Raw genomic sequence first — 22153 nt, forward strand, 5'->3', positions numbered from 1 at the left:
GCGCTCACGCGGCCTTGGACATCCGTCTTGATGGCGCGTCCGCAGGCGCGTCGATGCGGAACATGGAGACCAACCGGGCCAGACCTTCAGCTTCCTCGGCCAGACGATGGCTGGCGGCGGTGGTCTGCTCGACCATGGCCGCGTTCTGCTGGGTCGCCTGATCCATCTGGTTCACGGCGGCGTTGATCTGATGCAGCCCCGTGGACTGTTCCTGAGCGGACGCCGCGATCTCGGCCACCAGGCCGTCGATGCGCCCGGCCTGGCTGACGATCCCGTCGAGGGCGGTCTGGGTCTCCCGCACCAGCCGCACACCTGATCCCACCTGCGCACCCGAGGTGGAGATCAGGGTCTTGATCTCCTTGGCCGCGTCGGCCGAGCGCTGGGCCAGGGCCCGAACCTCTGACGCAACCACGGCGAAGCCGCGACCGGCCTCTCCGGCGCGGGCGGCCTCGACGCCGGCGTTCAGGGCCAGCAGGTTGGTCTGGAAGGCGATCTCGTCGATCACGCCGATGATCTGGCTGATCTGGGTCGAGGACTGCTCGATATCGCCCATGGCGTCCACGGCCTGGACCGCGAGGTCTCCGCTGGAGCGCGCGGCTTCACGGGCGGCGCGAGCTTCCCGGGTCGCCTGACCGGCGCCGTCGGAGGCATGGCGGACCGTGGCGGTGATCTCATCCAGCGCAGCGGCGGTCTCCTCCAGCCCGGCGGCCTGCTGCTCGGTCCGGCGCGACAGGTCGTCTGCGGCCCCGCGGATCTCCCCGACGCCCGACGTCAGGGCGTCCACCGCGATCATGATCGTCCGCATGGCCTCGCCCAGCTTGTCAGCAGCGGTGTTGAAATCGACCTTCAGCTGTTCGGCCTTGGGCGGCAGGTCGGCGGTGATGCGGTGGGTCAGATCGCCGTCGGCCAGAGCGGACAGGGCGCGGCTCAGAGCCGTGATTATGGCCCGGTCGCTTTGAGCTTCGAGCGTTCTGGCCTGCTCTGCGGACAGGCGCTGTTCGTCGGCGTCGGCGCGCGCGGATTCGGCCTCGCTCTCCAGCCTGCGGCGCGCGATCTCGGCGTCTCGGAAGGCGACCACGGCTCGCGCCATATGGCCCACATCGTCGCGGCGCGCCGCGCCCGGTGTCTCGATATCCGTCCGTCCGGCGGCCAGGGCGGTCATTGCGCCGCCAAGGGCCGCAAGAGGCTGGAACATCCCGCGCGCCGCCAGCGCGCCCCCCGCCGCGATCAGGGCGGTGGCGAGAATCCCCAGGCCCAGGAGCCAGAGCCGCGTCTGCTCCACGGACGCCATGAAATCAGCGCGGGGAATGCCGACGTAAAGGACGCCGATGACCTCGCCGGCCGGGTTCAGGATCGGGTCGTAGGCCACGAAAAAGGGCGTGCCGAGGATATCGGCCTCGCCGCGATAGGGCTGTCCGTCCCTGAGCACGGCGTCCCAGACGGGGCCTCGGGCCAGCTGCGTGCCCACCGCGCGTCCGCCCTCGGGCCGCTCGACGTTGGTGGTGACCCGCACGTCGCCCTGAAAGACTGTCGCGGTGCCGCCGACCAGCGTCTTGATCTGATCCACCGGCGTGAAATTGTCGTTCAGCAAGGTCTCGCCGGCGTAAATGCCCTCGCTCCGGAGCGTGAAGGTTTCGCCGTAGCCGCCCAGAACCTGCCAGGCCACGCGCATATTGGTCTCCTGACGCTCGAGAGCGCGGGCCTCGGCTTCGCGCGTCATCAGGTGCGAAGCGGTCAGGGTCAGGGACAGGCCAAGGACGATCAACCCGGTCACAGTGAGCAGGGTGACCTTGGCCGACAGGGACAAGGTTTCAAAAACGGACAAAATATGTCGCTCCAATATCGCCGGCCCCAAAATGACAGAGGGCAGGCCAGAGGATTTCATCACAACAAGCCTTAAGAAGGCGCAAAGCCAGCGTTCGCGGGCAGTTGATCGCGACAAGCGGGTTTCCTATCTAAACGGAGACGCCGGGCGTCCTCGCCGATCACGGGGGGATGCGGACCGGCCTGACAGTCGCTTGTCGCGAGGACTGGAATGACGACGCGAACCCTGATGTTCGACAGCCCCTTCTTGCTGGGCTTCGACCAGACCCGAGCCCTGATCGACCGGGCCGCCAAGGCGGCCTCGGAGGGCTACCCGCCCTACAATGTTGAGGACCGGGGCGAGAAGGGCGTGCGGATCACCCTGGCGGTGGCCGGTTTCACGCCCGATGAACTGTCTGTGACCCTTGAAGGCCGCCAGTTGACCATCGCCGGAAAGCGCGATGAGGCCGGCAAGGGCGATAACGCCTATCTGCACCGGGGCATAGCGGCGCGCGGGTTTGTGCGCAGTTACGTTCTGGCGGACGGGCTGGAGGTCACGGGTGCGGCGCTTGAGCATGGCCTGCTGCACGTGGACCTGAAGCGGCCGGAGCGCGCCGAAACCATCAAGCGCATTCCGATCACCGCCGGCTGATCAATTGTCCTGCCGCCTGAAGACGGATGACGCGCGTCGAAACCGCGCGCCCGCCCAGGCGTTTGCCTCATGAAGGAGATTCCCATGACCCCGGTCATGACCAAAGACGACTTTACCGCCCTGGGCGCGCCGGACCTGGTCTATGTGCGCGAAATCAAGGCCGCCGACGTGCTGGCCGATGCGCGCGTGGACGACATCCGCGGGCTTGAGCTGGAGCCCGACCAGACCCTCTACGCCGTGCACGGCGCTGACGGCGAGCGGCTGGCGGTCATGATCGACCGCGAGACGGCCTTCGCCGCCGCCGTGGCGCACGAGCTGGCGCCCGTGTCAGTCCACTAATCAGGCCGCCTGAACGGGCCGCTCCCGCACAAACAGGGCGTTGATGGCGTCGGTGGTGCGGGCATGGCGCAGTTGTTCCCGCAATTCCGACGACCGCAGAAGCCGGGAAACCGCAGCCAGGGCCCGCAAATGCTCGGCGCCGGCGCCCGGAGGGGCGAACAGGGCGAACATCAGGTCCACAGGCCGGTCGTCCACGGCGTCGAATTCCACTGGATGATCCAGCCGCACGAACACGCCTGTAACCCGGTCCAGACCCTCCAGACGCGCGTGCGGGGCGGCCACGCCGCCGCCCAGCCCGGTGGAGCCCAGGGCCTCGCGCTCCATCAGCGCTTCAAGCACGCGGGTATGGTCGATCCCTAGAATCGGCGCGGCCACATCGGCCACCATGTTCAGGGCCTGCCGCTTGGACGACGCCCCGCCACGCGTGACGATCGCGTCACGCGTGAGCAATTCACCGATGTCCATCATAACCCCGAAACGCTGTTAACTCTTGCCGGGAGGCGGCGCCCCTTTAGACGCTTAGGTCCTCGGGGGAAAGCTTTTAACTCAGGAACCCTGACCGTTCCGTGAAGGCTGGGTCCTCTCAGGGTCGATCCAGCCCACATTGCCGTCGGGTCGCCGGTAAACCACGGAAATGCCGCCGTGGCCTGCATTGCGGAACATCAGCACCGGATAGCCGGTGAGGTCCAGCTCCAGCACCGCGCGGCCCACGGTCATGGTGCGAATCTCCGAATGACTTTCGGCGATGACCATGGCGGCGGGGGCGTCGCCGGGCGAACCGGCCTCCCCGAAATCCTCGTCCTCGACCGTGTCCGGGTTGCGAAACACCGTCAGGGAGGCGACCTCGCGGGCGGCGTTTTCCTGCTGCTCGGGCGAAAGACCGCGCGGACCGGCGTGGTGGTCCTTGAGGCGGCGTTTGTAACGCCGGACCCTCTTTTCCAGCTTGTCCAGGGACTCGGAGAAGGCCGCGTGGGCGTCACCGCCGAGGCCGTGGGTCACCAGCGTCTGGCCCGAGGCCAGACGGACCCAGCAATCCACCTTGAACTGGTGTCCGTCGCGGGAAACCACGACCTCGGCGTTCTCTCCGCCGCGTTCGAAGTATTTTCCGATCCCGTCTTCAAGTTCCTGGGAGATGCGCGAGCCTAACGCGTCGCCGACATCCACATGCTTGCCGCTGACTTGAATCTGCATGCCCCAAGAACGCGCCTGAGCGCGTTTGGTGTCAAGCGGAACAGGGGTTTTCGGTCTTTTCTCACGCGGGTGTGAAGCGGCGCCGTTTCAGGCGGATTTCAGCATCCGGCGGCGCTCCACCGACGAGGGAATTCGCAGGGCTTCCCGGTACTTGGCCACGGTGCGCCGGGCGATGTCGACGCCCGCCTCCTTGAGGATGTCGACGATGCGGTCGTCGCTGAGCACGTCGCCGTCCCGGACCTCGTTGTCGATCATGGACTTGATCCGGTGACGGATGGCTTCGGCCGAATGGGCCGCGCCGCCATCGGTGGCGGCGATGGAGGCGGTGAAGAAGAACTTCAGCTCGAACACCCCGCGCGGGGTGGCCACATATTTGTTGGAGGTGACCCGGCTGACGGTGGATTCGTGCATGCCGATGGCGTCGGCCACGGTCTTGAGGTTCAGGGGCCGGAGAAACTCAACCCCGAAGGCCAGGAAGGCGTCCTGCTGGCGCACGATCTCGGACGACACCTTGAGGATGGTCTTGGCCCGCTGATCCAGGCTTTTCACCAGCCAGTTGGCCTGGGCCGCGCAGTCGGCCACGAAGGTCTTTTCCTCCTCGCCCCGCGCGCCGCCGGAGACCAGGCCGTGGTAGCGCTTGTCCACCAGCAGGCGCGGCAGGGTGTCGCCATTCAGCTCCACCCGCCAGCCGCCCGCCGGATCGGGGCGCACGAAGACATCCGGCACAACCGTCTGGGCCGGTTCGCCGCCGAAGGCCGCGCCGGGCCGGGGCGTCAGGGCCTTGAGCTCGCTGATCATCTCGCGGATGTCTTCATCGTCCACGCCGCAGGCGCGTTTCAGCGCCGCCATGTCGCGCCGGGCCAGCAGCTCCAGATTGTCCAGCAGACATTCCATGGCCGGATCGAAGCGGTTGCGCTCGATCAGCTGCAGCTTCAGGCATTCCGGCGCCGAGCGGGCCATGACCCCGGTGGGCTCGAACCCGTGGCAGACGGCCAGCACCGCCTCCACCTTGTCCAAGCCACAACCCAGCCGGTCGGCCACCTCGTTCAGGTCGCCGCGCAGATAACCGCCCTCGTCGGTCATGTCGATCAGGGCCTGGGCCACCGCGTGGTCGGCGGGGCTGAACCCGGCCACGGCGGCCTGATCCAGAAGGTGTTCCCACAGGGTCTGTTCGCGCCGGTCCGGCCGCTCATCGGAGCCCTCGCCCGCCGGCAGGCCGCCGCCCTTGCCGACGGCGGACCATTCGGACAGGCCCGGCTGTCCCGCCTCGTCGGCGGCGCGGTCGCCGCTGCGCTCGCCGGGGGCGGCGTCGCCGTACAGGTCGTCCTCGCGGGCGTCCATGGCGCCCTCGGCGTCGCGGGCCGAGCCCTCGGTCAGGTCGCGCTCTGAGGGGTCGCGGTCGTCGGCGGCTTCAACAGGGGCGTCGCTGTCGCGGCGTTCTTCCGGATCGCCGTCTCCCTCCTCGCGCAGGAGAAGGGGATTGCGCTCCAGCTCGGCTTCGACGAAGGCGTCCAGCTCGAGGTTCGACAGTTGCAGAAGCTTGATAGCCTGCTGCAGCTGGGGCGTGATCACCAGCCCCTGGCCCTGTCTGATCTCCAGCCTTTGCCCGATCACGGCGTCGCCCCTGTCTGCTCACCCCGGGCCGTGTGGCCCGAAACTTGCTGACGACCATGCCCCCCGAGGGTTAACGCGCCTCTAAGGCCGTCGTCGTTGAACGATTCGCCCGCGCGTGCGCTAAGTGCGAAGGACCCGAACGGAGCGCCCATGAAGACCTGGATCCCCGCCGCCGCCTTGGCGTTTCTGTGCATCAGCTGCATGCCCGCCGAGCCGGCCCCGGCCACGGAGCTGACGGAATCCGGTCCGTCCCCGCAGATCCCCGCCGATCAGTCCGGGTGCGAGGCCGCGGGCGGCGACTGGCGGCGCGAAGGCCGGCTGGGCGCCTACCGATGCGTGGTCTCCTATGCCGACGCGGGACAGCCGTGCACCGACGCGGCCCAGTGCCAGGGCGAGTGCCGTTTGGCCGACGACAAGCGCCCGCCGGAAGGCCAGGCCGTCACCGGCCAGTGCCAGGCCAATTCCTCGCCCTTCGGCTGCTTCACCCGGGTGGAGAACGGCCGGGCCGCGGCGACCCTGTGCGTCGACTGACGGGCTGATCAGCGCCCGGCGTCGATGGCCGCCACGGCGTCCTCGCACCGACCGCACAGGCCGCTGGATTCGCTGAAGTCCGGCATGCGGCGCCAGCAGCGGCGACATTTGGGAGCGTCGGCGACCTTGACCGTCACCGCCGTCTCGCCCTCGGCCAGTTCGGCGCCGGAGGTGCGGAACACCTCGGCCGGGTCCAGACCGTCGAAGGCGCTGATAGCGTCTGCGGGCGCCGTGACCGAGGGCCAGGCGTCCAGGGCGCCGCCGATCAGCTTGTCGCGGCGGGCGGCCTCAAGGGCGTCGTTGACCTGTTCCAGCACCGTGTCGACCTTCGCCCAGCGCTCGGCCTCGGCCGCGTTCTCCCATTCGGCGGGAGTCGCCGGGATGACGCGGGCGCAGTTGGAGCCAGCTTCGGGGAAGCGGGTGGTCCAGGCCTCCTCCATGGTGAAGGGGGTCAGGGGGGCCAGCCAGGCGGTGAGGCGGGTGAAGACCTCGTCCATGACCGTGCGCACGGCTCGGCGCTTGATGCTGTCCGGGCGGTCGCAGTACAGGCTGTCCTTGCGGATGTCGAAATACAGGGCCGACAGGTCGCCGGAGCAGAAGTCCAGCACCGGGCGCACCACGTCCTGGAAATCGTAGCGGGCGTAGGCGTCGCGCACCTGGCCGTCCAGCTCCCACAGGCGGTGCAGGATGTAGCGTTCCAGCGGCGGGAACTGGTCCAGATCGGTCAGGCGCTCGGCCTCGTCGAAGCCGTTCAGGGCGCCCAGCAGGTAGCGGACGGTGTTCCGCAGCTTGCGATAGGCGTCCACCGTGGTCTGCAGGATCTGCTTTCCGATCCGCTGATCCTCGGCGTAGTCCACCACCGACACCCACAGGCGCAGGATGTCGGCGCCGGACTCGTTGATGACGGTCAGGGGATTGACTGTGTTGCCCTTGGACTTGGACATCTTCTCCCCGTTCTCATCCAGGGTGAAGCCGTGGGTGAGAACCGCCTCATAGGGGGCGCGGCCGCGGGTGCCGCAGGCCTCCAGCAGGGACGACTGGAACCAGCCGCGGTGCTGGTCCGAACCTTCCAGATAGAGGTCGGCGGGCCATTTGGAGTCTTTTCGGCCCTCGATGGTGAAGGCGTGGGTGCAGCCTGAGTCGAACCAGACGTCGAGGATGTCCTCGACCTTCTCGTAGCGGTCCGGGTCATGGCCGGCGCCGAGGAAATCGCTGTCGGGCCGGGTGAACCAGGCGTCGGCGCCCTCGGCCTCGATCGCCTCGACGATGCGGGCGTCCACGGCGTCGTCGTGCAGGGGCTGGCCGGTCTGTTTGTCCACGAACATGGCGAGCGGCGTGCCCCAGGCGCGCTGGCGGCTGATCAGCCAGTCGGGGCGCGTCTCGACCATGGAGCGGATGCGGTTGCGCCCGCCCGCCGGGTGGAAAGTGGTGGTGTCGATGGCGGCGAGGGCCTTCTCACGCAGGTCGTTGTCGCCGTCCAGCCGCACGAACCACTGGGGCGTGTTGCGGAAGATGATCGGGGCCTTGGAGCGCCAGCTGTGCGGATAGGAGTGCTCGGTGCGGCCGCGCGCCAGCAGGGTCCCGGCCTCGATCAGCTTTTCGATCACGGCGGGGTTGGCCGGGCCGAACTTGCCGGTCTTCTTGCCTTCGGTCTCCAGCACCTTGAGGCCGGCGAACAGGGGCACGTGCTCATAGTAGGCGCCGTCGGGATCGACGGTGTCGGGGATCTCGTGATGGCCGTGGGCGCGCCAGACGTCATAGTCGTCCGCCCCGTGGCCCGGGGCGGTGTGCACGAAGCCGGTGCCCGCCTCATCGGTCACATGGTCGCCGGCCAGCAGCGGCACCGAATAGCCGAAGCCGGGGTGCAGGGCGGCCAGCGGGTGGGCGCACTCCAGACCGGACGGATTGATATCGTCGATGCGGGTCCATGTGGCGATTTTCGCCGCCTTGAACACGTCCTCGGCCAGCTTGTCGCCAAGGATCAGGCGGTCGCCCGGCTTGGCCCAGGGCTCGAACTCTAGCCCTTCCTCCAGCGCCGTGACTTCATACAGGCCGTAGTCGATCTCGGGGCCATAGCTGATGGCGCGGTTGGCCGGGACGGTCCACGGGGTGGTGGTCCAGATGACGATGGACGGCGTGGCGTGGCGGAAGGCCAGCAGGTCGTCGGGATGATCGTCCGTGGCGCCGGTGACGGGGAACTTGACCCAGATCGTGGGGCTGTTGTGCTCGTGGTACTCGATCTCGGCGTCGGCCAGGGCCGTGCGCTCCACCGGCGACCACATGACGGGCTTGGAGCCGCGATAGAGCTGGCCCGAGTTCTTGAACTTGTGGAATTCACGCACGATGGCCGCCTCGGTGGCGAAGTCCATGGTGGCGTAGCGGCCGTCCCAGTTTCCGATCACGCCCAGGCGCTTGAACTGCTCGCGCTGCACGTCGATCCAGCCGGCGGCGTAATCGCGGCAGGCCTGGCGGAACTCGGCCTTGGAGACCTCGTCCTTGCGGCGTCCCTTGGCCCGGAACTGCTCCTCGATCTTCCACTCGATGGGCAGGCCGTGGCAGTCCCAGCCGGGGACGTAGTCCACGTCGTTGCCCAGCAGGAACTGGGAGCGGACCACGAAGTCCTTGAGCGTCTTGTTCAGCGCATGGCCGATGTGGATGTCGCCGTTGGCGTAGGGCGGGCCGTCGTGCAGCACGAACAGGGGCGCGCCCTCGGCCTGACGCTGCTTGCGCAGGGCGGCGTACAGGTCGCCCCAGGCGGCCAGGATCTCCGGCTCCTTCTTCGGCAGACCGCCGCGCATGGGGAACGGGGTGTCGGGCAGGAAGACGGTGTCGCGATAGTCGCGGCCATCGGTAGTCTGGGGGGCGTCGGCCATGGGTGTCTCAGGCTGGTATGCTTGTCGGTTGCGGGTGATTTCTGGACCCCGACGTGCGCGGGGCCAAGCCCTGAAGCGCTACGCCGGGCGGCGAATGGAAATCAGGATGATGCGCGCGCGAACCGTCATGGCGGCCGGTCTAGCAGAGGCCGTCAGCATTGGACAGTGGTCAGGCCGGGCGGCGGCTCTTGATATGAAGGGGCGACAAAAGAGGAGGGGCGTGATGCGGCGGATGATGATTGCGGGCGTGCTGGCGGCGGGTCTGGCGGCCTGCGGCGGCGCGGAAGAGCCAGCGGCGGAGGCGCATCAGGGCGAGGCTGAGGCTGCGGTCGCCGAGGCGAAACCTGCCGCTGACCCGGCGCCGGCTGCGCCCGACCCGGCGGAGACGGCGCGCGAGGAGGCGGAGGCCTTCGTGCGGGACCTCTATGTGCGGATGGAGGATGACGCCTTCGCGCCTCTGGCCGAGAGCATGGACCAGACCGTGTTCACCGCCGAGGTGGTGCGGATGCTGGACCGGGCGCGAGACGGGGCGGACGGGGGGGTGCATCCGGCGCTGGAGGCCGATCCGGTCTGCCTGTGCCAGGACCCCTATGGCCTGACCCTGCGGGATGTGAGCGTGACCGAGGCCACGGCGGACCGGGCGGCGGTGCGCGCCCGCTTCGACTTCGGCAAGGAAGGTGACGCCGAGAGCGCGCGGGCGCCGCTGTTCATCCTGCGGCGCGAGGCGGACGGCTGGCGCGTGGACGACATCCGCACCGACGAAGGCTTCTCGTTCCGGCGGACGCTGGCGGAGTGATCAGTCGCGGATGAATGCGCCGGCGATCCAGCTGACCACCCCGGTGACCACGGCGGCGCCGATGGCGGGCCAGAAGCCGCTGACCGTGAAGCCGTCGAAAAAGGCCGAGGCCAGGCCGATCATGGCGGCGTTCACCACCAGCAGGAACAGGCCCAGGGTGATGACCGTGATGGGGAAGGTGATGATCACCAGAATGGGCCGGATCACCGCATTGATCAGACCCAGCACCAGGGCGGCCAGAATCAGGACGGTGGTGTCGCGGAACTCGACGCCCGCGATCAGGACCGACGACAGCCACAGCCCCAGGGCTGTGACCAGCCACTGGACGATGAAACGGACCATGCGCGCCTCCCTTTGAACCGGCGCCAGCATAGCGCGCGGCGCGGGGATTGGCTGCATCAATCGGCGGGACCGGCGGGGGAATAGGCGTAGGCGCCGAACACCGACCCGACGAAGCCGCCGGCGGTGCGGGTGCTGAGGATGCTGGCGTCGCCGTCCTCGACGAGCGGCGTCCACTCGCCGTCCGGTGCGGCGAAGGCCAGATCGATCTCGCCCACATCCACGCTGGCGCGCAGGCGCAGGGGTTCGCCGGGACGGGTGGGCAGGGGGGCGGCGGCGACGATGACGCCGCGCGCCGGATCGTCCGGCCCGGCCCGGCGCTCGACCAGAACTACGTCCTGACCCTCATGACGGCCGACGCCGATGAACCACCAGAAGTCGTCGCTCTGGAAGGCGGCGAGGCCCGCGCGGTCGCCGTCGTGGGCCGGGGTGAAGCGCACCTCGGTGGAGGCGGCTGCCGTCATGTGCTGCTGGCGCCGGGCGGCGAAGGACGGATTGGCCATGTCGCCCAGACCCTGCGGCCGGGCGGTCAGGTGCAGGGCGCCGTCAGCGACGCTGAACCAATCCGAGCGCGGGTTTCGCACCGTCAGCCAGTGGACCGGCAGGGTCTCGCCGTCGAAGTCCTCGGTGACGCTGAAGGGCCCGGTGGTGGGCAGGTCGGGCGCGGGCTGCTGCGGCAAGTCGGGGCGGTCCATCACATGGGGGATGACCTCACCCGGCGCGGTAATGCGGGGCCAGCCGTTTTCCCACGTCACGGGCATCAGAAAGGTCTCGCGCCCGGTGTTGTAGAAGTCCTCGCCATAGGGACGCACGGCCAGGAAGGTGGCCCACCAGTCGCCGTCCGGCGTCTGGACCAGATCGGCGTGCCCCGCCGAGGTGATGGGGAAATCCCGGTCGCGGGGCAGGTCGCGCTGGGTCAGGAAGGGGTTGTCGGGCGCCGGCGTATAGGGGCCGTCGGGACGGTCGGCGACCAGGGCGACCTGGGAGTGCGCCTCGGCGGTGCCGCCCTCGGCCGCGGTCAGCACATAGCGGCCGTCCACCTTGTAGATGTGCGGCCCCTCGATCCAGATGGGCCGGGTGGAGAAGTCCACGCCGCCGTCCACCAGCAGGGTGCGCGGGCCATGGGTGGACAGGGTCTCCAGACCGAAGCGCTGGATCCAGATGGCGCGGTGGCCGTCGTATTCCGGCTCGCGGTCCGGCGGTCCGTTGTTGAGGATCCAGGCCGAGCCGTCCTCGTCGATGAACAGGGCCGGGTCGATGCCGCCCGCCAGATCCGGCAGCCACACCGGGTCGGACCACGGCCCCGCCGGATCGGTGGCGGTGATGACGAAATTGTCGCCGCAGTCCACGCAGGTGTTCAGGATATAGAACGTCCCCGCGTGGTGCTCGATGGTCGGGGCGAACAGGCCGCGCGACAGGCCGAGAGTTCCGAAATCCACCTGGTCCGGCCGGTCGATGGCGTTGCCGATCTGGGTCCAGTTGACCAGGTCGCGGCTGTGGAAGACGGGCAGGCCGGGGAAATAGGCGAAGGTGGAGGTGACCAGATAATAGTCCTCGCCCGCGCGGGTGTTGGACGGGTCGGGATAGAAGCCGGACAGGATCGGATTGCGGAACTGGCCGGGGCCGGGCTGGACCACCGCGTGCTCCGGGTCGGCGCCCTCATAGGCGAACCAGTCAAAGCGGGCGATGGCGGTGTCCTGCGCGAAGGCGGGCGCAGTCAGGGCGAGGCCGGCGGCGAGGGCCGTCAGGGCGTGTTTCATGATGTCTCCCGCGCCGCCGGGCGGCGTCATTGTTAGCGCTATCATGAAACGTCGCCGCAGGGTTGTCCAGACGATCGGGATCATGGCGGGGAGCCCTCTGAATCCGGGGGCAGGCGGACGGCAAGCTCCCGCTGGCTCTAGGCCTGCCTGAAGCCCAGCACGTCCTGCATGTCATAGAGGCCGGGGGCGCGGGATTTGACCCAGACGGCGGCGGCCACGGCGCCCTTTGCGAACAGGGACCGGTCGATGGCCGAATGGCTGAGGGTCAGCACCTCGTCATCCGAGGCGAACAGCACGGTGTGGTCGCCCACGATGCCCCCGGCGCGCAGGGCGGCGAAGCCGATGGAGCCGGGCTGGCGCTCGCCGGTGATGCCTTCGCGAGCTGGAATGCGCAGGTCGGCCAGATCGGCGTGGCGCCCCTCGGCGGCGGCCTCGCCCAGCATCAGGGCGGTGCCCGAGGGGGCGTCCACCTTCTTGCGGTGGTGGCTTTCCAGCACCTCGATGTCCCAGTCGGCGGCATCCAGACGGGCGGCGGCGCGCTCCACCAGACCCACCAGAATGTTGACGCCGAGCGAGAAATTGCCGCTGCGGACGATGGCGATCTTTTCGGCGGCCTTCGTGATCTCCGCTTCCTGTTCGTCGGTCAGGCCGGTGGAGCCGATCACCAGCGCCGGACCGCCGCGCTCGGCCACGTGGCGCGCCAGTTCGACGGAAGCGTCAGGGGTGGAGAAATCGATGACCACATCGCACAGGCTGAGATCGGGGGTCTCGCCCCGGTCGAAACGGGCGGCCACCACCAGATCCTCGCGCGCGTCCAGCACCTGGCCGACGGCGCGGCCCATGCGGCCCCGGGCGCCGGAGACGCCCACATGGATCACGCCGCTCAAGCCGCGCTTTCCTTGCGGGGCGCGTCGTCATTGCCGGTGATTTCGCTCCAGAACCGTTTGGCCTTGGATGCGAAGCCGGAGTTGCGGGGATTCTGGGCCTCGCCGCAGCACTCGGCCAGTTCCTTCAGCAGTTCCTTCTGACGGGCGGTGAGGTTCTGGGGCGTCTCCACAAACAGCTCCACCACCAGGTCGCCGCGGCCGCGGCCGTCCAGCCGGGGCATGCCCTTGCCCTTGATGCGTACGGTCTTTCCGGTCTCGGCGCCCTCGGGGACCTTGACGCTGGCCCGGCACTGGCCGTCGCAGGCCTCCGACACCAGGCACGGGGCCTCGATCTCGCCGCCCAGCGCCGCCACGGTCATGGGCACCGGCACGGTGACCAGCAGGTCCAGATTGTCCCGCTCGAACAACTCGTGGGGCTTCACCGACAGGAAGACGTAAAGGTCCCCGCGCGGGCCGCCGCCCAGCCCTGCGTCGCCCTCGCCCGCCAGACGGATGCGCGAGCCGTCGTCCACGCCCGCGGGGATCTTGAGCGACAGGGTGCGGTTCTTGCGCACCTGGCCGTGGCCGTGACACGAGCCGCAGCGGTCCTTGATGACCTTGCCCTGACCGCCGCAGTGGGGGCAGGTGCGCTCCACCGCGAAGAAGCCGTTGGCCTGACGCACCCGGCCCTGTCCGGCGCAGGTGGCGCAGGTGGTGGGCTGGCTGCCCGCCTTGGCCCCCGAGCCGTTGCAGGTTTCGCAGGTGGCGGTGGTGGGGACGGTGATTTCCGCCTCCAGGCCCCGGTAGGCTTCTTCCAGAGAAATCTCCAGATCGTGACGCAGGTCCGAGCCCCGGCGCGGTCCGCCGCGCGAGGACCGGGCCCCGCCGAAGACGTCGCCGAACGCCTCGCCGAATACTTCGGAGAAGATGTCGTTGATGTCGTGGAAGCCCTGGCCGCCGCCGCGTCCGAAGCCGCCGCCGCCCGCGCCGCCGTTCACGCCGGCATGGCCGAAGCGATCATAGGCCGCGCGCTTCTGGTCGTCCGACAGGACGCCGTAGGCCTCGCTGATTTCCTTGAACTTGCTGGCCGAGTCCTCGCACCCGCCGTTGCGGTCGGGGTGGTGTTGCATGGCCAGCTTGCGATAGGCGGCCTTGAGGCCGGCCGCGTCGATGGTCCGCTCGACGCCCAGGATTTCGTAGTAGTCACGCGCCATAAGGCGTACCCGATTCCTTGTTTCGCCCCGTCGCGCCGAAGGGCTTCGGCGCTGTCGTCATGTGTCAGATGGTGTCCGCCCCGGCGGATGCAATGTCCGCATGAGGGTCAGGGGTATAGCCATCCGGGTTCAGAAAAAAGCCCCGCTCGCCTCACTGGCGAGGCGAACGGGGCGTTTGGTCGTCAGACCGCCGATCAGGCGCTCTTCTTGTCGTCGGAGTCCGAGACTTCCTCGAACTCGGCGTCCACCACGCCGTCGTCGGCGGGTTGCTCGGCCTGGGCGCCCTCGGCGCCGTCGCCGGAGCCCTGCTGGGCGGCGTACATGGCCTCGCCCAGCTTCATGGACGCCTGGACCAGGGTCTGGGTCTTGGCCTTGATGTCCTCGGCGTTCTCACCCTCGCGGGCGGACTTGAGGTCGGCCAGGGCCGTTTCGATGGCGGCCTTGTCGTCGGCCGAGACCTTGTCGCCGTGTTCGGACATGGCCTTCTCGGTGGAGTGGATCAGGCTGTCGGCGCCGTTCTGGGCCTCCACCAGCTCCTTGCGGGACTTGTCGGCGGCGGCGTTCGCTTCCGCCTCCTTGACCATCTTCTCGATGTCGTCGTCCGACAGGCCGCCGTTGGCCTGGATGCGGATCGACTGTTCCTTGTTGGTGGCCTTGTCCTTGGCGCCGACGTTGACGATGCCGTTGGCGTCGATGTCGAAAGTCACCTCGATCTGGGGCATGCCGCGCGGCGCCGGGGGAATGCCCATCAGGTCGAACTGGCCCAGGATCTTGTTGTCCGCCGCCATGGGGCGCTCGCCCTGGAACACCCGGATGGTCACGGCCGACTGGTTGTCGTCGGCGGTGGAGAACACCTGGCTCTTCTTGGTGGGGATGGTGGTGTTGCGCTCGATCAGGGGGGTGAACACGCCGCCCAGGGTCTCGATGCCCAGCGTCAGCGGGGTCACGTCCAGCAGCAGCACGTCCTTGACGTCGCCCTGCAGCACGCCGGCCTGAACGGCGGCGCCCAGGGCCACCACTTCATCGGGGTTCACGCCCTTGTGCGGCTCCTTGCCGAAGAAGGCCTTCACGGCTTCCTGCACCTTGGGCATGCGGGTCATGCCGCCGACCAGGATCACCTCATCGATGTCCGAGGCCTTGAGGCCCGCGTCCTTGAGGGCCTTCTGGCACGGCTCGATGCTGCGCTGGATCAGGTCGTCCACCAGGGCTTCCAGCTTGGCGCGCGACAGCTTGATGTTCAGGTGCAGCGGGCCCGAGGCGTTCATGGTGATGAAGGGCAGATTGACCTCGTACTGGGTGGTCGAGGACAGCTCCTTCTTGGCCTTCTCGGCCTCTTCCTTCAGGCGTTGCAGGGCCAGCTTGTCCTGACGCAGGTCGACGCCCTGCTCCTTCTTGAACTCATCGGCCAGATAATCGACCAGACGCAGGTCGAAGTCCTCGCCCCCGAGGAAGGTGTCGCCGTTGGTGGCCTTCACCTCGAAAACGCCGTCGCCGATCTCCAGGATCGAAACGTCGAAGGTGCCGCCGCCCAGGTCATAGACGGCGATCTTCTGGCCGTCGTTCTTGTCCAGACCGTAGGCCAGCGCCGCCGCGGTGGGCTCGTTGATGATGCGCAGCACTTCCAGACCGGCGATCTTGCCGGCGTCCTTGGTGGCCTGACGCTGGGCGTCGTTGAAATAGGCCGGGACGGTGATGACCGCCTTCTCGACCTTCTCGCCCAGATAGGCCTCGGCGGCCTCCTTCATCTTCTGAAGGGTGAAGGCGGAAATCTGCTGGGGCGAATAATCCTTGCCGTGGGCGCGCACCCAGGCGTCGCCGTTGGGACCCTTGACGATCTCGTAGGGGACCATCTTCTTGTCCTTCGCCACGACAGGGTCGTCATAATTGCGGCCGATCAGGCGCTTGATGGCGAAGAAGGTGTTCTCGGGGTTGGTCACCGCCTGGCGCTTGGCCGGCTGGCCGACCAGGGACTGGCCGTCATCCTGGATCGCGACCACCGACGGGGTGGTGCGGTTGCCCTCGGCGTTCTCGATGACCTTGGGGTTCTTGCCGTCCATGACCGCGACGCACGAGTTGGTGGTGCCGAGGTCGATGCCGATGATCTTGCTCATGGGCGTTGTATTTCACTCCGTATCGGCGGGCGATGCGGCGGCCTTTTGATCAAGCGCCGCGCGTGACCGCCCCCTGTGGGTTGGTAGACTTGCCGGGCGAACCGGCGGTGGGGCTCCTTAAGCGAACAATTCCCTCAAAGGAATAGGGCCTTGTCCACGTTCCGGTCGGATATGGGAAAGCCCGCAAGGGGTGCAAGGGCTTGGCGCGAGATCGGCGGCGTCCGATATGACGGCCATGACCCCGCCGCCCGACACCGCCATGGACGACACCCTCGACGGATTCAGGCTCTGGCCGGGACGGCTGACGGCGCCGGATCAGGCGCTTTTGCGCGATCAGGTGCTGACCGCGCTTGAGGGCGCGCCGTTGTATCGGCCAGTGACGCCGGGCGGGCGGCCGTTCTCTGTGCGGATGAGCAATATGGGGCCGCTGGGATGGGTGTCGGACCGGGCGGGCTATCGCTATCAGGCGGCGCACCCCGAAACAGGCGCGCCCTGGCCGCCGATCCCGGAGATGTTGCTGACTTTGTGGGACGACCTGACCGGGTGGCCGGAGCCGCCGGACGCTTGTCTGGTCAATCTCTATGACGCCGACGCCCGTATGGGCCTGCATCAGGACAAGGATGAGAAGGACCTGGACGCGCCGGTGTTGTCGATCTCTCTGGGGGATACGGCGGTGTTCCGGATCGGGGCGGCGGGGGGAGGGCGGACACGGTCGGTGCGGCTGGCCTCGGGCGATGTCTGCATGCTGTCGGGACCGGCGCGGCTGGCCCGGCACGGAATCGACAGGATCCTCGGCGGCTCTTCCACCTTGCTGCCGGGCGGTGGACGCCTGAATCTGACCCTCAGGCGCGCGCTCTGAACGGGTCGTGACTCGACCTGGGTCAGCGGGGGGCGCACAGTTGCGCCTGCTCGATCACCGGAGGCGTCCCATGACCGTCAATCTGATCCGTCCCGAAGGCCCTCGGCCCGACGATTTCACGATCAGCCGCCGTCTTCTGGGCGGCCTTCTGTTCGCCGGCTATGCGACGGCCGCGGTGTCCCAATCGGCCGAGCCGGTGGTGACGGACGAGGCGGGGCTGGTGACCGAGACCGTGACCCTGCCCGCGCCGGACGGGTTCGATCTGCCCGCCTATGTGGCCCGGCCCGAGGGCGAGGGGCCGTTCCCCATCGTGGTGGTGGCGTCGGAGATCTTCGGGGTCCACGCCTATATTCAGGATGTGTGCCGCCGCCTGGCCAAGGAAGGCTACGCCGCCATCGCGCCGGCCTTCTTCGTGCGGGTGGAAGACCCCGCGCCCCTGTCGGATATGGCGCGGGTGTTCGAGATCGTGGGCGCGGCCGGATACGAACAGGTCATGGGGGACGTGGACGCCGCCCTGGAGTGGCTTCACGGCCAGATCTGGGCCGACAGTTCGCGGGTGGGGATCACCGGCTTCTGCTGGGGCGGCAAGGTGGTCTGGCAGGCCGTGGCCCGATATGCCGCCTTCAAGGCCGGCGTGGCCTGGTACGGGCGACTGGCTCCTGAAGAGGGCGCCACGGGCGGCGCGCCCTGGCCGGTCGATCTGGCCGCCGACCTCAAGGCGCCGGTGCTGGGGCTCTACGGCGAGGACGACCGGGGCATTCCGCTGGCGTCGGTTCAGGCCATGCGCGACGCCCTGACCAGCGCGGGCCAGACCGAGAGCGAGATCGTGGTCTATCCGGGCGCCGGGCACGCCTTCCACGCCGATTACCGCCCCAGCTATCAGGCCGAGGCGGCGACGGACGGCTGGTCACGCCTGCTGGCGCACTTCCAGACCCACCTCTAAAGCTCAGACCTTCGCGTCGACGCGGGCGCCGGGCTCCTGCGAGCCGCCGTTCGAGCCGCGCGCGGCCACCACCACCATGGCGGGGCGAACCACCCGCCCGAACAGGGCGTAGCCCGCCTGCATGGTCTGGACGACCTGGCCGGCGGCCACGGAGTCCGAGGGCTGCTCCATCATGGCCTGATGCAGGTTGGGGTCGAAGGCCTCGCCCGCCTCGGGCGCCACGCGGGTCAGGCCGTTGCTCTCGAAGGCCGACAGCAGCGACTTCTCGGTCATCTCCAGACCGGTGACCAGGCCGCCCACGGCGGCGTCGGCGTTCTCCTTGGGCGCCGCCTGAAGGGCGCGCGACAGATTGTCGGCCACGCCCAGCAAATCCCGGGCGAAGCGGGTGATGGCGTAGGCGCGCGCGTCGTTCATCTCGCGCTCGGCGCGGCGCTTGACGTTGTCGGCCTCGGCCACCGCGCGCAGGGCGCGGTCCTTCCACTCGTCACGCTCGGCGATCAGGGCGTCGACGGGGCCCAGACCATCGTCCTCATGGGCCAGCTCGTCATTGGGATCGGCGTCCAGCCCCGCCTCGGCGTTGAGTTCGGCGTCTTCGCGCGCTTCAGCGTCGTTTCGGTCGTTGTAGGTGTCGCTCACGTTTCCTGTCCGTCCAGCATCCGGCCCAGCACCCGGGCGGTATAGTCCACCAACGGAATGACACGGGCGTAGTTCAGTCTCGCGGGTCCGATCACGCCGATGGCGCCCAGAACCCTCTGTCGGCCCGACATATAGGGCGCCGCGATCACGGCGGAACCCGAAAGTGAAAACAGTCTCGTTTCAGCGCCGATGAAGATACGCACGCCCTGGGCGTTGGTGACCCCGTCCAGAAGGCCGATCAGCTGTTCCTTCTGCTCCAGATCGTCGAACAGAATGCGCACCCGCTCCAGATCCTCCAGCGCCTCGCGGTCCTGCAACAGATTGGCGCGGCCGCGCACGATCAGGGCCCGCTCGCGATCCGGTCCGCCGGACCAGGCGGCCAGGCCGTCCTCAACCAGCCGGGCGGCGGTGGCGTCCAGTTCGCGTCGCGCCGCCTGAAGTTCGGCGCTCATCTCGCGGCGGGCCTCATTCAGGGGGCGTCCCTTGAGCTTCGCGTTGAGGAAATTGGACGCCTCCTGCAGGGTGGATGGCGTGACCCCGGCGCTCAGCGGCATCAGGCGGTTCTCCACCGTCCCGTCCTCGGCCACCAGAACGGCCAGTGCCTGATCCTCGCCCAGGGCCACGAACTCCACATGCCGCACGCCGGTCTCGCGCACCGGGCTGGCCACGACCCCGGCGCCGCCCGCCAGACCCGAAAGAAGCGACGAAGCCGCGTCCAGCGCCTCCTCGAAGCCGCCGCGTCCCGCCGCGCCCTTGTGCACCGCCAGACGCGCGTCGATCTCGCGGCGCTCCTCCTGGGTGATGTCGCCGATCTCCAGCAGCCCGTCCACGAACAGGCGCAGGCCCGCATGGGTGGGCGCCCGGCCCGCCGACGCATGGGGGGAATGCAGCAGCCCCGCATGGGTCAGGTCCTGCATGGTGTTGCGGATGGAGGCCGGGGACAGGGACACCCCGCTCAGGGACAGGGTCCGCGAGCCCACCGGGTCGCCCGTCTCCAGATAGGTCTCCACGATGCGCCGGAAGATGTCGCGCGCCCGGTCGTCCAGAACCGTGAGGGGCGCGGAGGGTGCGAACAGGCTCATGATCTGGCCTCCCATTCCGCCCGCTCAAGCCGATGAACCAGGCACTCGTCCGGCCCGAACAGGCGGCGCTCCAAGGGGCGGAAGCCGAGCCGCCGGTAGAACCGGTGCGCATCGGCGTTGGACGCCAGCGGGTCGATGACGATGGCCGTCACCTCGGCATCTGCGAAACAGGCGTCGATGGCCTGTGTCATCATGGCGGCGCCGATGCCCCGGCCAAGGGCGTCCGCCGGACCCAGCCAGATGTCCAGCGCGCGCAGGTTCGGCTCAATCCCGCCCCAGTAGTGCGTCGGCTCCAGGTGTGGGTCGATCACCTGCATGGCCCCGACGGGACGGCCGTTCTCCTCGCCGATCAGGAAATAGCTGACCGCCGACTGATCCCGGATTTCCTGTTCCCAGTCCGCGTCGATGAAGGCTTCCTCGGCGGTCGGGTCGTCGGTGACCGCCCTGATCACGTGCGGCTCCCGGTCCCAGGCGTGCAAAAGCGCCGCGTCGGTCGGCGTGGCCGGGCGCAGGCGGACGGAATTCATGGCGTCGGGACGGGACAGGCTCACCCATTCAGGATAAGCCTCCGGGCGACCACTTCCAATACGATAAGCGAGATCCATGCGCCCGTCTGACCGCACGCCCGAACAGCTTCGCCCCGTCACCCTCGAAACCGGGGTCAATCGCTACGCCGAGGGCTCGTGCCTGGTCAGCTTCGGCCACACGAAGGTTCTGGTGACCGCCTCGGTTGAGGAAAGCCTGCCGCCGTGGCTGCGCGGCAAGGGGCAGGGATGGGTCACGGCGGAATACGGCATGCTGCCGCGCGCCACCCACACCCGGGGCCGGCGCGAGGCGGCGGCGGGCAAGCAGTCGGGCCGGACGCAGGAAATCCAGCGCCTGATCGGCCGCTCCCTGCGAGCGGTGGTGGATATGAAGGCTCTGGGCGAACGTCAGGTGCTGATCGACTGCGACGTGATCCAGGCGGACGGCGGCACCCGCACCGCCGCCATCACCGGCGCCTGGGTCGCAATGGCCTCGGCCCTCAACTATCTGAAGGACGAGGGCGTGCTGAAGACCGACCCCATTCTGGATCAGGTGGCGGCGGTGTCGTGCGGGGTGTTCGCCGACACGCCGGTGCTTGATCTGGATTATGAAGAGGATTCCAACGCCGAGGCGGATTCCAACTTCGTCCTGACCGGATCGGGCGACATCGTGGAGATTCAGGCCACCGGTGAGAAGCGCGGCTTCAGCCGGGCGGAGTTCGACCGCCTGTTCGTTCTGGCCGAAGGCGGATGCGCGGAACTGTTCGCCCTGCAGCGGGCGGCGCTGGGCCGATGAGCCGGTCGTTCGCCGCCGATCCCGCGTTTGATGCCGGTTCGATCGAGGCGGCGAACTGGCCGCTGTGTCAGGTGCGGATGCAGGATGATGCGCGCTTCCCGTGGCTGATCCTGATCCCGCGCCTCGAAGGCGTGGTCGAGCTGGACGACCTGGCGCAGGAACAGCGGGCCGTGCTGATGGAGGAGACGGTGCGCGCGGGCGCCGTGGTGCGGGCCATGGGCCAGCGGTCCATGCGGCCGGTGGAGAAACTGAACGTCGCCGCCATCGGCAATGTCACCGCCCAGCTGCACGTTCACATCGTCGGCCGTCGCCGCGACGATGGCCTGTGGCCCGATCCGGTCTGGGGGCGCGGCCCCGCCGTTCCCTATGCGCCAGAGGTGCGGGACGAAATCCTGACCGCTGTCCGCAAGGGCTGACCCGCCTCAGTGCCCGCCGTCGCCGTAGGGCGCCGAGGCGGCCAGATTGATGAAGCCGTTGGTGGCCTCGCCCAGACCCACGATGATGAACTGAACGGCCAGGGCGCACAGGATCAGGCCCAGCACCCGCACCACGATGGCCATGCCCACTTCGCCCAGAAGGCGGCTGATCAGTCCCGAGACCGAGAAGCAGGCGAAGGTCACCACCGACACCGCCACGATGGCGCCCAGACCGGCGGCCCAGCCGGCCGCGCCGATCTCGCGGGCCTCGCCCGCCTGGATGATCACCGCCGAAATGGCGCCGGGGCCGATCAGCAGCGGAATGGCGATGGGCACCACCAGACGCTGGAACCGGCGCCGCGCATAGCCGCGCACGTCTCCCGGGTCATTGGTGGGATCAACGTCGGCGAAGGCCTTGAGGAAGTCATCCCGCGTCATATCCAGACCCAGGAACAGCAGCAGGATGCCCCCCGCGATCCGGAACGCCGCCAGCGAGATGCCGAAGAACTCCAGCAGCGCCAGACCGGTGACGAAGAAGAAGACCAGAAACCCGATCATGGTCAGGGCGATCATGCCGCTGATGCCGCGCCGCTGCGCCGCCGTGGCGCCCAGGGTGGCGGCCGCGAAGATGGGCACATTGCCGATGGGATCGGCCAGGGCGAACAGGGCCACGAAAAGGTTGACCCCGAGATCGACGGCGTTCATGTCCATGTCTTGGCCTGAAAATCTGTTCTGCCCCGCGTCTCGCCTCTATCGGCCGGACCGCGCCGCTTCGCAACCCGCGTTCGCTTCACGAGCGCTCCGGAGA

At 68.6% G+C, this 22153-nt stretch carries 22 protein-coding genes; 8 read left to right on the top strand and 14 right to left on the bottom strand.

The features are described 5' to 3' along the window. Positions 1–4 precede the first annotated feature (4 nt). Positions 5–1825 carry a methyl-accepting chemotaxis protein gene (locus ACI8U3_RS07625; protein WP_415014266.1) on the bottom strand — a complete coding sequence of 607 codons (1821 nt, stop codon included), beginning with the start codon at positions 1823–1825 and terminating at the stop codon, positions 5–7. A 210-nt stretch (positions 1826–2035) separates the two neighbouring features. Between ACI8U3_RS07625 and ACI8U3_RS07630 the strand changes: the two genes are divergently transcribed. Together ACI8U3_RS07630 and ACI8U3_RS07635 are read left to right on the top strand one after the other, a co-directional pair. Continuing rightward, positions 2036–2455, top strand: coding sequence for an Hsp20 family protein (locus ACI8U3_RS07630; RefSeq protein ID WP_415014267.1), 420 nt, complete (start codon positions 2036–2038; stop codon positions 2453–2455). An 84-nt stretch (positions 2456–2539) separates the two neighbouring features. Further along, positions 2540–2794, top strand: a complete 255-nt coding sequence (locus tag ACI8U3_RS07635; RefSeq protein ID WP_415014268.1) for a DUF1150 family protein — start codon at positions 2540–2542, stop codon at positions 2792–2794. Here ACI8U3_RS07635 and ACI8U3_RS07640 read toward each other — a convergent pair whose 3' ends face one another. The 3 genes from ACI8U3_RS07640 to rpoN all read right to left on the bottom strand — a co-directional run bounded on the left by ACI8U3_RS07640 (position 2795) and on the right by rpoN (position 5599). Next, positions 2795–3259, bottom strand: coding sequence for a PTS sugar transporter subunit IIA (locus tag ACI8U3_RS07640; protein ID WP_415014269.1), 465 nt, complete (start codon positions 3257–3259; stop codon positions 2795–2797). It lies immediately after the preceding gene. 81 nt (positions 3260–3340) lie between these two features. Further along, positions 3341–3985, bottom strand: a complete 645-nt coding sequence (gene hpf, locus ACI8U3_RS07645) for a ribosome hibernation-promoting factor, HPF/YfiA family (protein WP_415014270.1) — start codon at positions 3983–3985, stop codon at positions 3341–3343. Positions 3986–4072: 87 nt separating this feature from the next. Next, positions 4073–5599 (bottom strand): RNA polymerase factor sigma-54, encoded by a 1527-nt coding sequence (gene rpoN / locus ACI8U3_RS07650; RefSeq protein WP_415014271.1) that lies wholly within the window; start codon positions 5597–5599, stop codon positions 4073–4075. A gap of 150 nt (positions 5600–5749) precedes the next feature. On the opposite strand from rpoN, the gene ACI8U3_RS07655 reads away from it, so the two are divergent. Then, positions 5750–6130 (top strand): hypothetical protein, encoded by a 381-nt coding sequence (locus ACI8U3_RS07655; RefSeq protein WP_415014272.1) that lies wholly within the window; start codon positions 5750–5752, stop codon positions 6128–6130. 8 nt (positions 6131–6138) lie between these two features. Here ACI8U3_RS07655 and ileS read toward each other — a convergent pair whose 3' ends face one another. Next, positions 6139–9003 (bottom strand): isoleucine--tRNA ligase, encoded by a 2865-nt coding sequence (ileS, locus tag ACI8U3_RS07660; RefSeq protein WP_415014273.1) that lies wholly within the window; start codon positions 9001–9003, stop codon positions 6139–6141. Between the two features lie 223 nt (positions 9004–9226). On the opposite strand from ileS, the gene ACI8U3_RS07665 reads away from it, so the two are divergent. Next, positions 9227–9799: a DUF3828 domain-containing protein gene (locus ACI8U3_RS07665; protein WP_415014274.1), complete on the top strand. Its 573-nt coding sequence runs from the start codon at positions 9227–9229 to the stop codon at positions 9797–9799. On the opposite strand, the gene ACI8U3_RS07670 is transcribed toward ACI8U3_RS07665, so the two are convergent. The 5 genes from ACI8U3_RS07670 to dnaK form a co-directional block, all read right to left on the bottom strand. Beyond that, positions 9800–10141: a phage holin family protein gene (locus ACI8U3_RS07670; RefSeq protein ID WP_415014275.1), complete on the bottom strand. Its 342-nt coding sequence runs from the start codon at positions 10139–10141 to the stop codon at positions 9800–9802. It abuts the gene before it with no gap. Between the two features lie 56 nt (positions 10142–10197). Further along, positions 10198–11898 (bottom strand): glycoside hydrolase family 43 protein, encoded by a 1701-nt coding sequence (locus ACI8U3_RS07675; RefSeq protein WP_415014276.1) that lies wholly within the window; start codon positions 11896–11898, stop codon positions 10198–10200. Positions 11899–12035: 137 nt separating this feature from the next. After that, complete coding sequence (gene dapB / locus ACI8U3_RS07680) at positions 12036–12785, bottom strand: 4-hydroxy-tetrahydrodipicolinate reductase (RefSeq protein ID WP_415014277.1); 750 nt, start codon at positions 12783–12785, stop codon at positions 12036–12038. Beyond that, the gene (gene dnaJ, locus ACI8U3_RS07685) at positions 12782–13978 is read right to left on the bottom strand and encodes a molecular chaperone DnaJ (RefSeq protein WP_415014278.1); all 1197 of its coding nucleotides are present in this window, start codon (positions 13976–13978) and stop codon (positions 12782–12784) included. Before dnaJ ends, dapB begins: the two co-directional genes overlap by 4 nt. 194 nt (positions 13979–14172) lie before the next feature. Then, positions 14173–16089 carry a molecular chaperone DnaK gene (gene dnaK, locus ACI8U3_RS07690; protein ID WP_415014279.1) on the bottom strand — a complete coding sequence of 639 codons (1917 nt, stop codon included), beginning with the start codon at positions 16087–16089 and terminating at the stop codon, positions 14173–14175. Positions 16090–16315: 226 nt separating this feature from the next. On the opposite strand from dnaK, the gene ACI8U3_RS07695 reads away from it, so the two are divergent. Further along, on the top strand, positions 16316–16948 hold the full coding sequence (locus ACI8U3_RS07695; RefSeq protein WP_415014280.1) for an alpha-ketoglutarate-dependent dioxygenase AlkB: 633 nt from the start codon (positions 16316–16318) through the stop codon (positions 16946–16948). Between the two features lie 70 nt (positions 16949–17018). Further along, positions 17019–17891 (top strand): dienelactone hydrolase family protein, encoded by an 873-nt coding sequence (locus ACI8U3_RS07700; protein WP_415014281.1) that lies wholly within the window; start codon positions 17019–17021, stop codon positions 17889–17891. Positions 17892–17894: 3 nt separating this feature from the next. Here the strand turns inward: ACI8U3_RS07700 and grpE are convergent, their stop codons facing one another. The 3 genes from grpE to ACI8U3_RS07715 are packed head-to-tail and all read right to left on the bottom strand — an operon-like array spanning position 17895 to position 20160. Next, on the bottom strand, positions 17895–18527 hold the full coding sequence (gene grpE / locus ACI8U3_RS07705; RefSeq protein ID WP_415014282.1) for a nucleotide exchange factor GrpE: 633 nt from the start codon (positions 18525–18527) through the stop codon (positions 17895–17897). Continuing rightward, positions 18524–19609: a heat-inducible transcriptional repressor HrcA gene (gene hrcA / locus ACI8U3_RS07710; protein WP_415014283.1), complete on the bottom strand. Its 1086-nt coding sequence runs from the start codon at positions 19607–19609 to the stop codon at positions 18524–18526. Before hrcA ends, grpE begins: the two co-directional genes overlap by 4 nt. Then, on the bottom strand, positions 19606–20160 hold the full coding sequence (locus tag ACI8U3_RS07715; protein WP_415014284.1) for a GNAT family N-acetyltransferase: 555 nt from the start codon (positions 20158–20160) through the stop codon (positions 19606–19608). Before ACI8U3_RS07715 ends, hrcA begins: the two co-directional genes overlap by 4 nt. Before the next feature lie 52 nt (positions 20161–20212). On the opposite strand from ACI8U3_RS07715, the gene rph reads away from it, so the two are divergent. Further along, a complete protein-coding gene (gene rph, locus ACI8U3_RS07720) occupies positions 20213–20929 on the top strand; it encodes a ribonuclease PH (RefSeq protein WP_415014285.1) in 717 nt (238 codons plus the stop codon). Then, positions 20926–21345 (top strand): HIT domain-containing protein, encoded by a 420-nt coding sequence (locus tag ACI8U3_RS07725; protein WP_415014286.1) that lies wholly within the window; start codon positions 20926–20928, stop codon positions 21343–21345. The genes rph and ACI8U3_RS07725 overlap by 4 nt, the downstream gene beginning before the upstream one ends. A 6-nt stretch (positions 21346–21351) precedes the next feature. On the opposite strand, the gene ACI8U3_RS07730 is transcribed toward ACI8U3_RS07725, so the two are convergent. Next, a complete protein-coding gene (locus ACI8U3_RS07730; protein ID WP_415014287.1) occupies positions 21352–22050 on the bottom strand; it encodes a MarC family protein in 699 nt (232 codons plus the stop codon). Between the last annotated feature and the right edge of the window lie 103 nt (positions 22051–22153).

The organism is Brevundimonas sp., assembly GCF_047617075.1.
Classification (GTDB): domain Bacteria; phylum Pseudomonadota; class Alphaproteobacteria; order Caulobacterales; family Caulobacteraceae; genus Brevundimonas.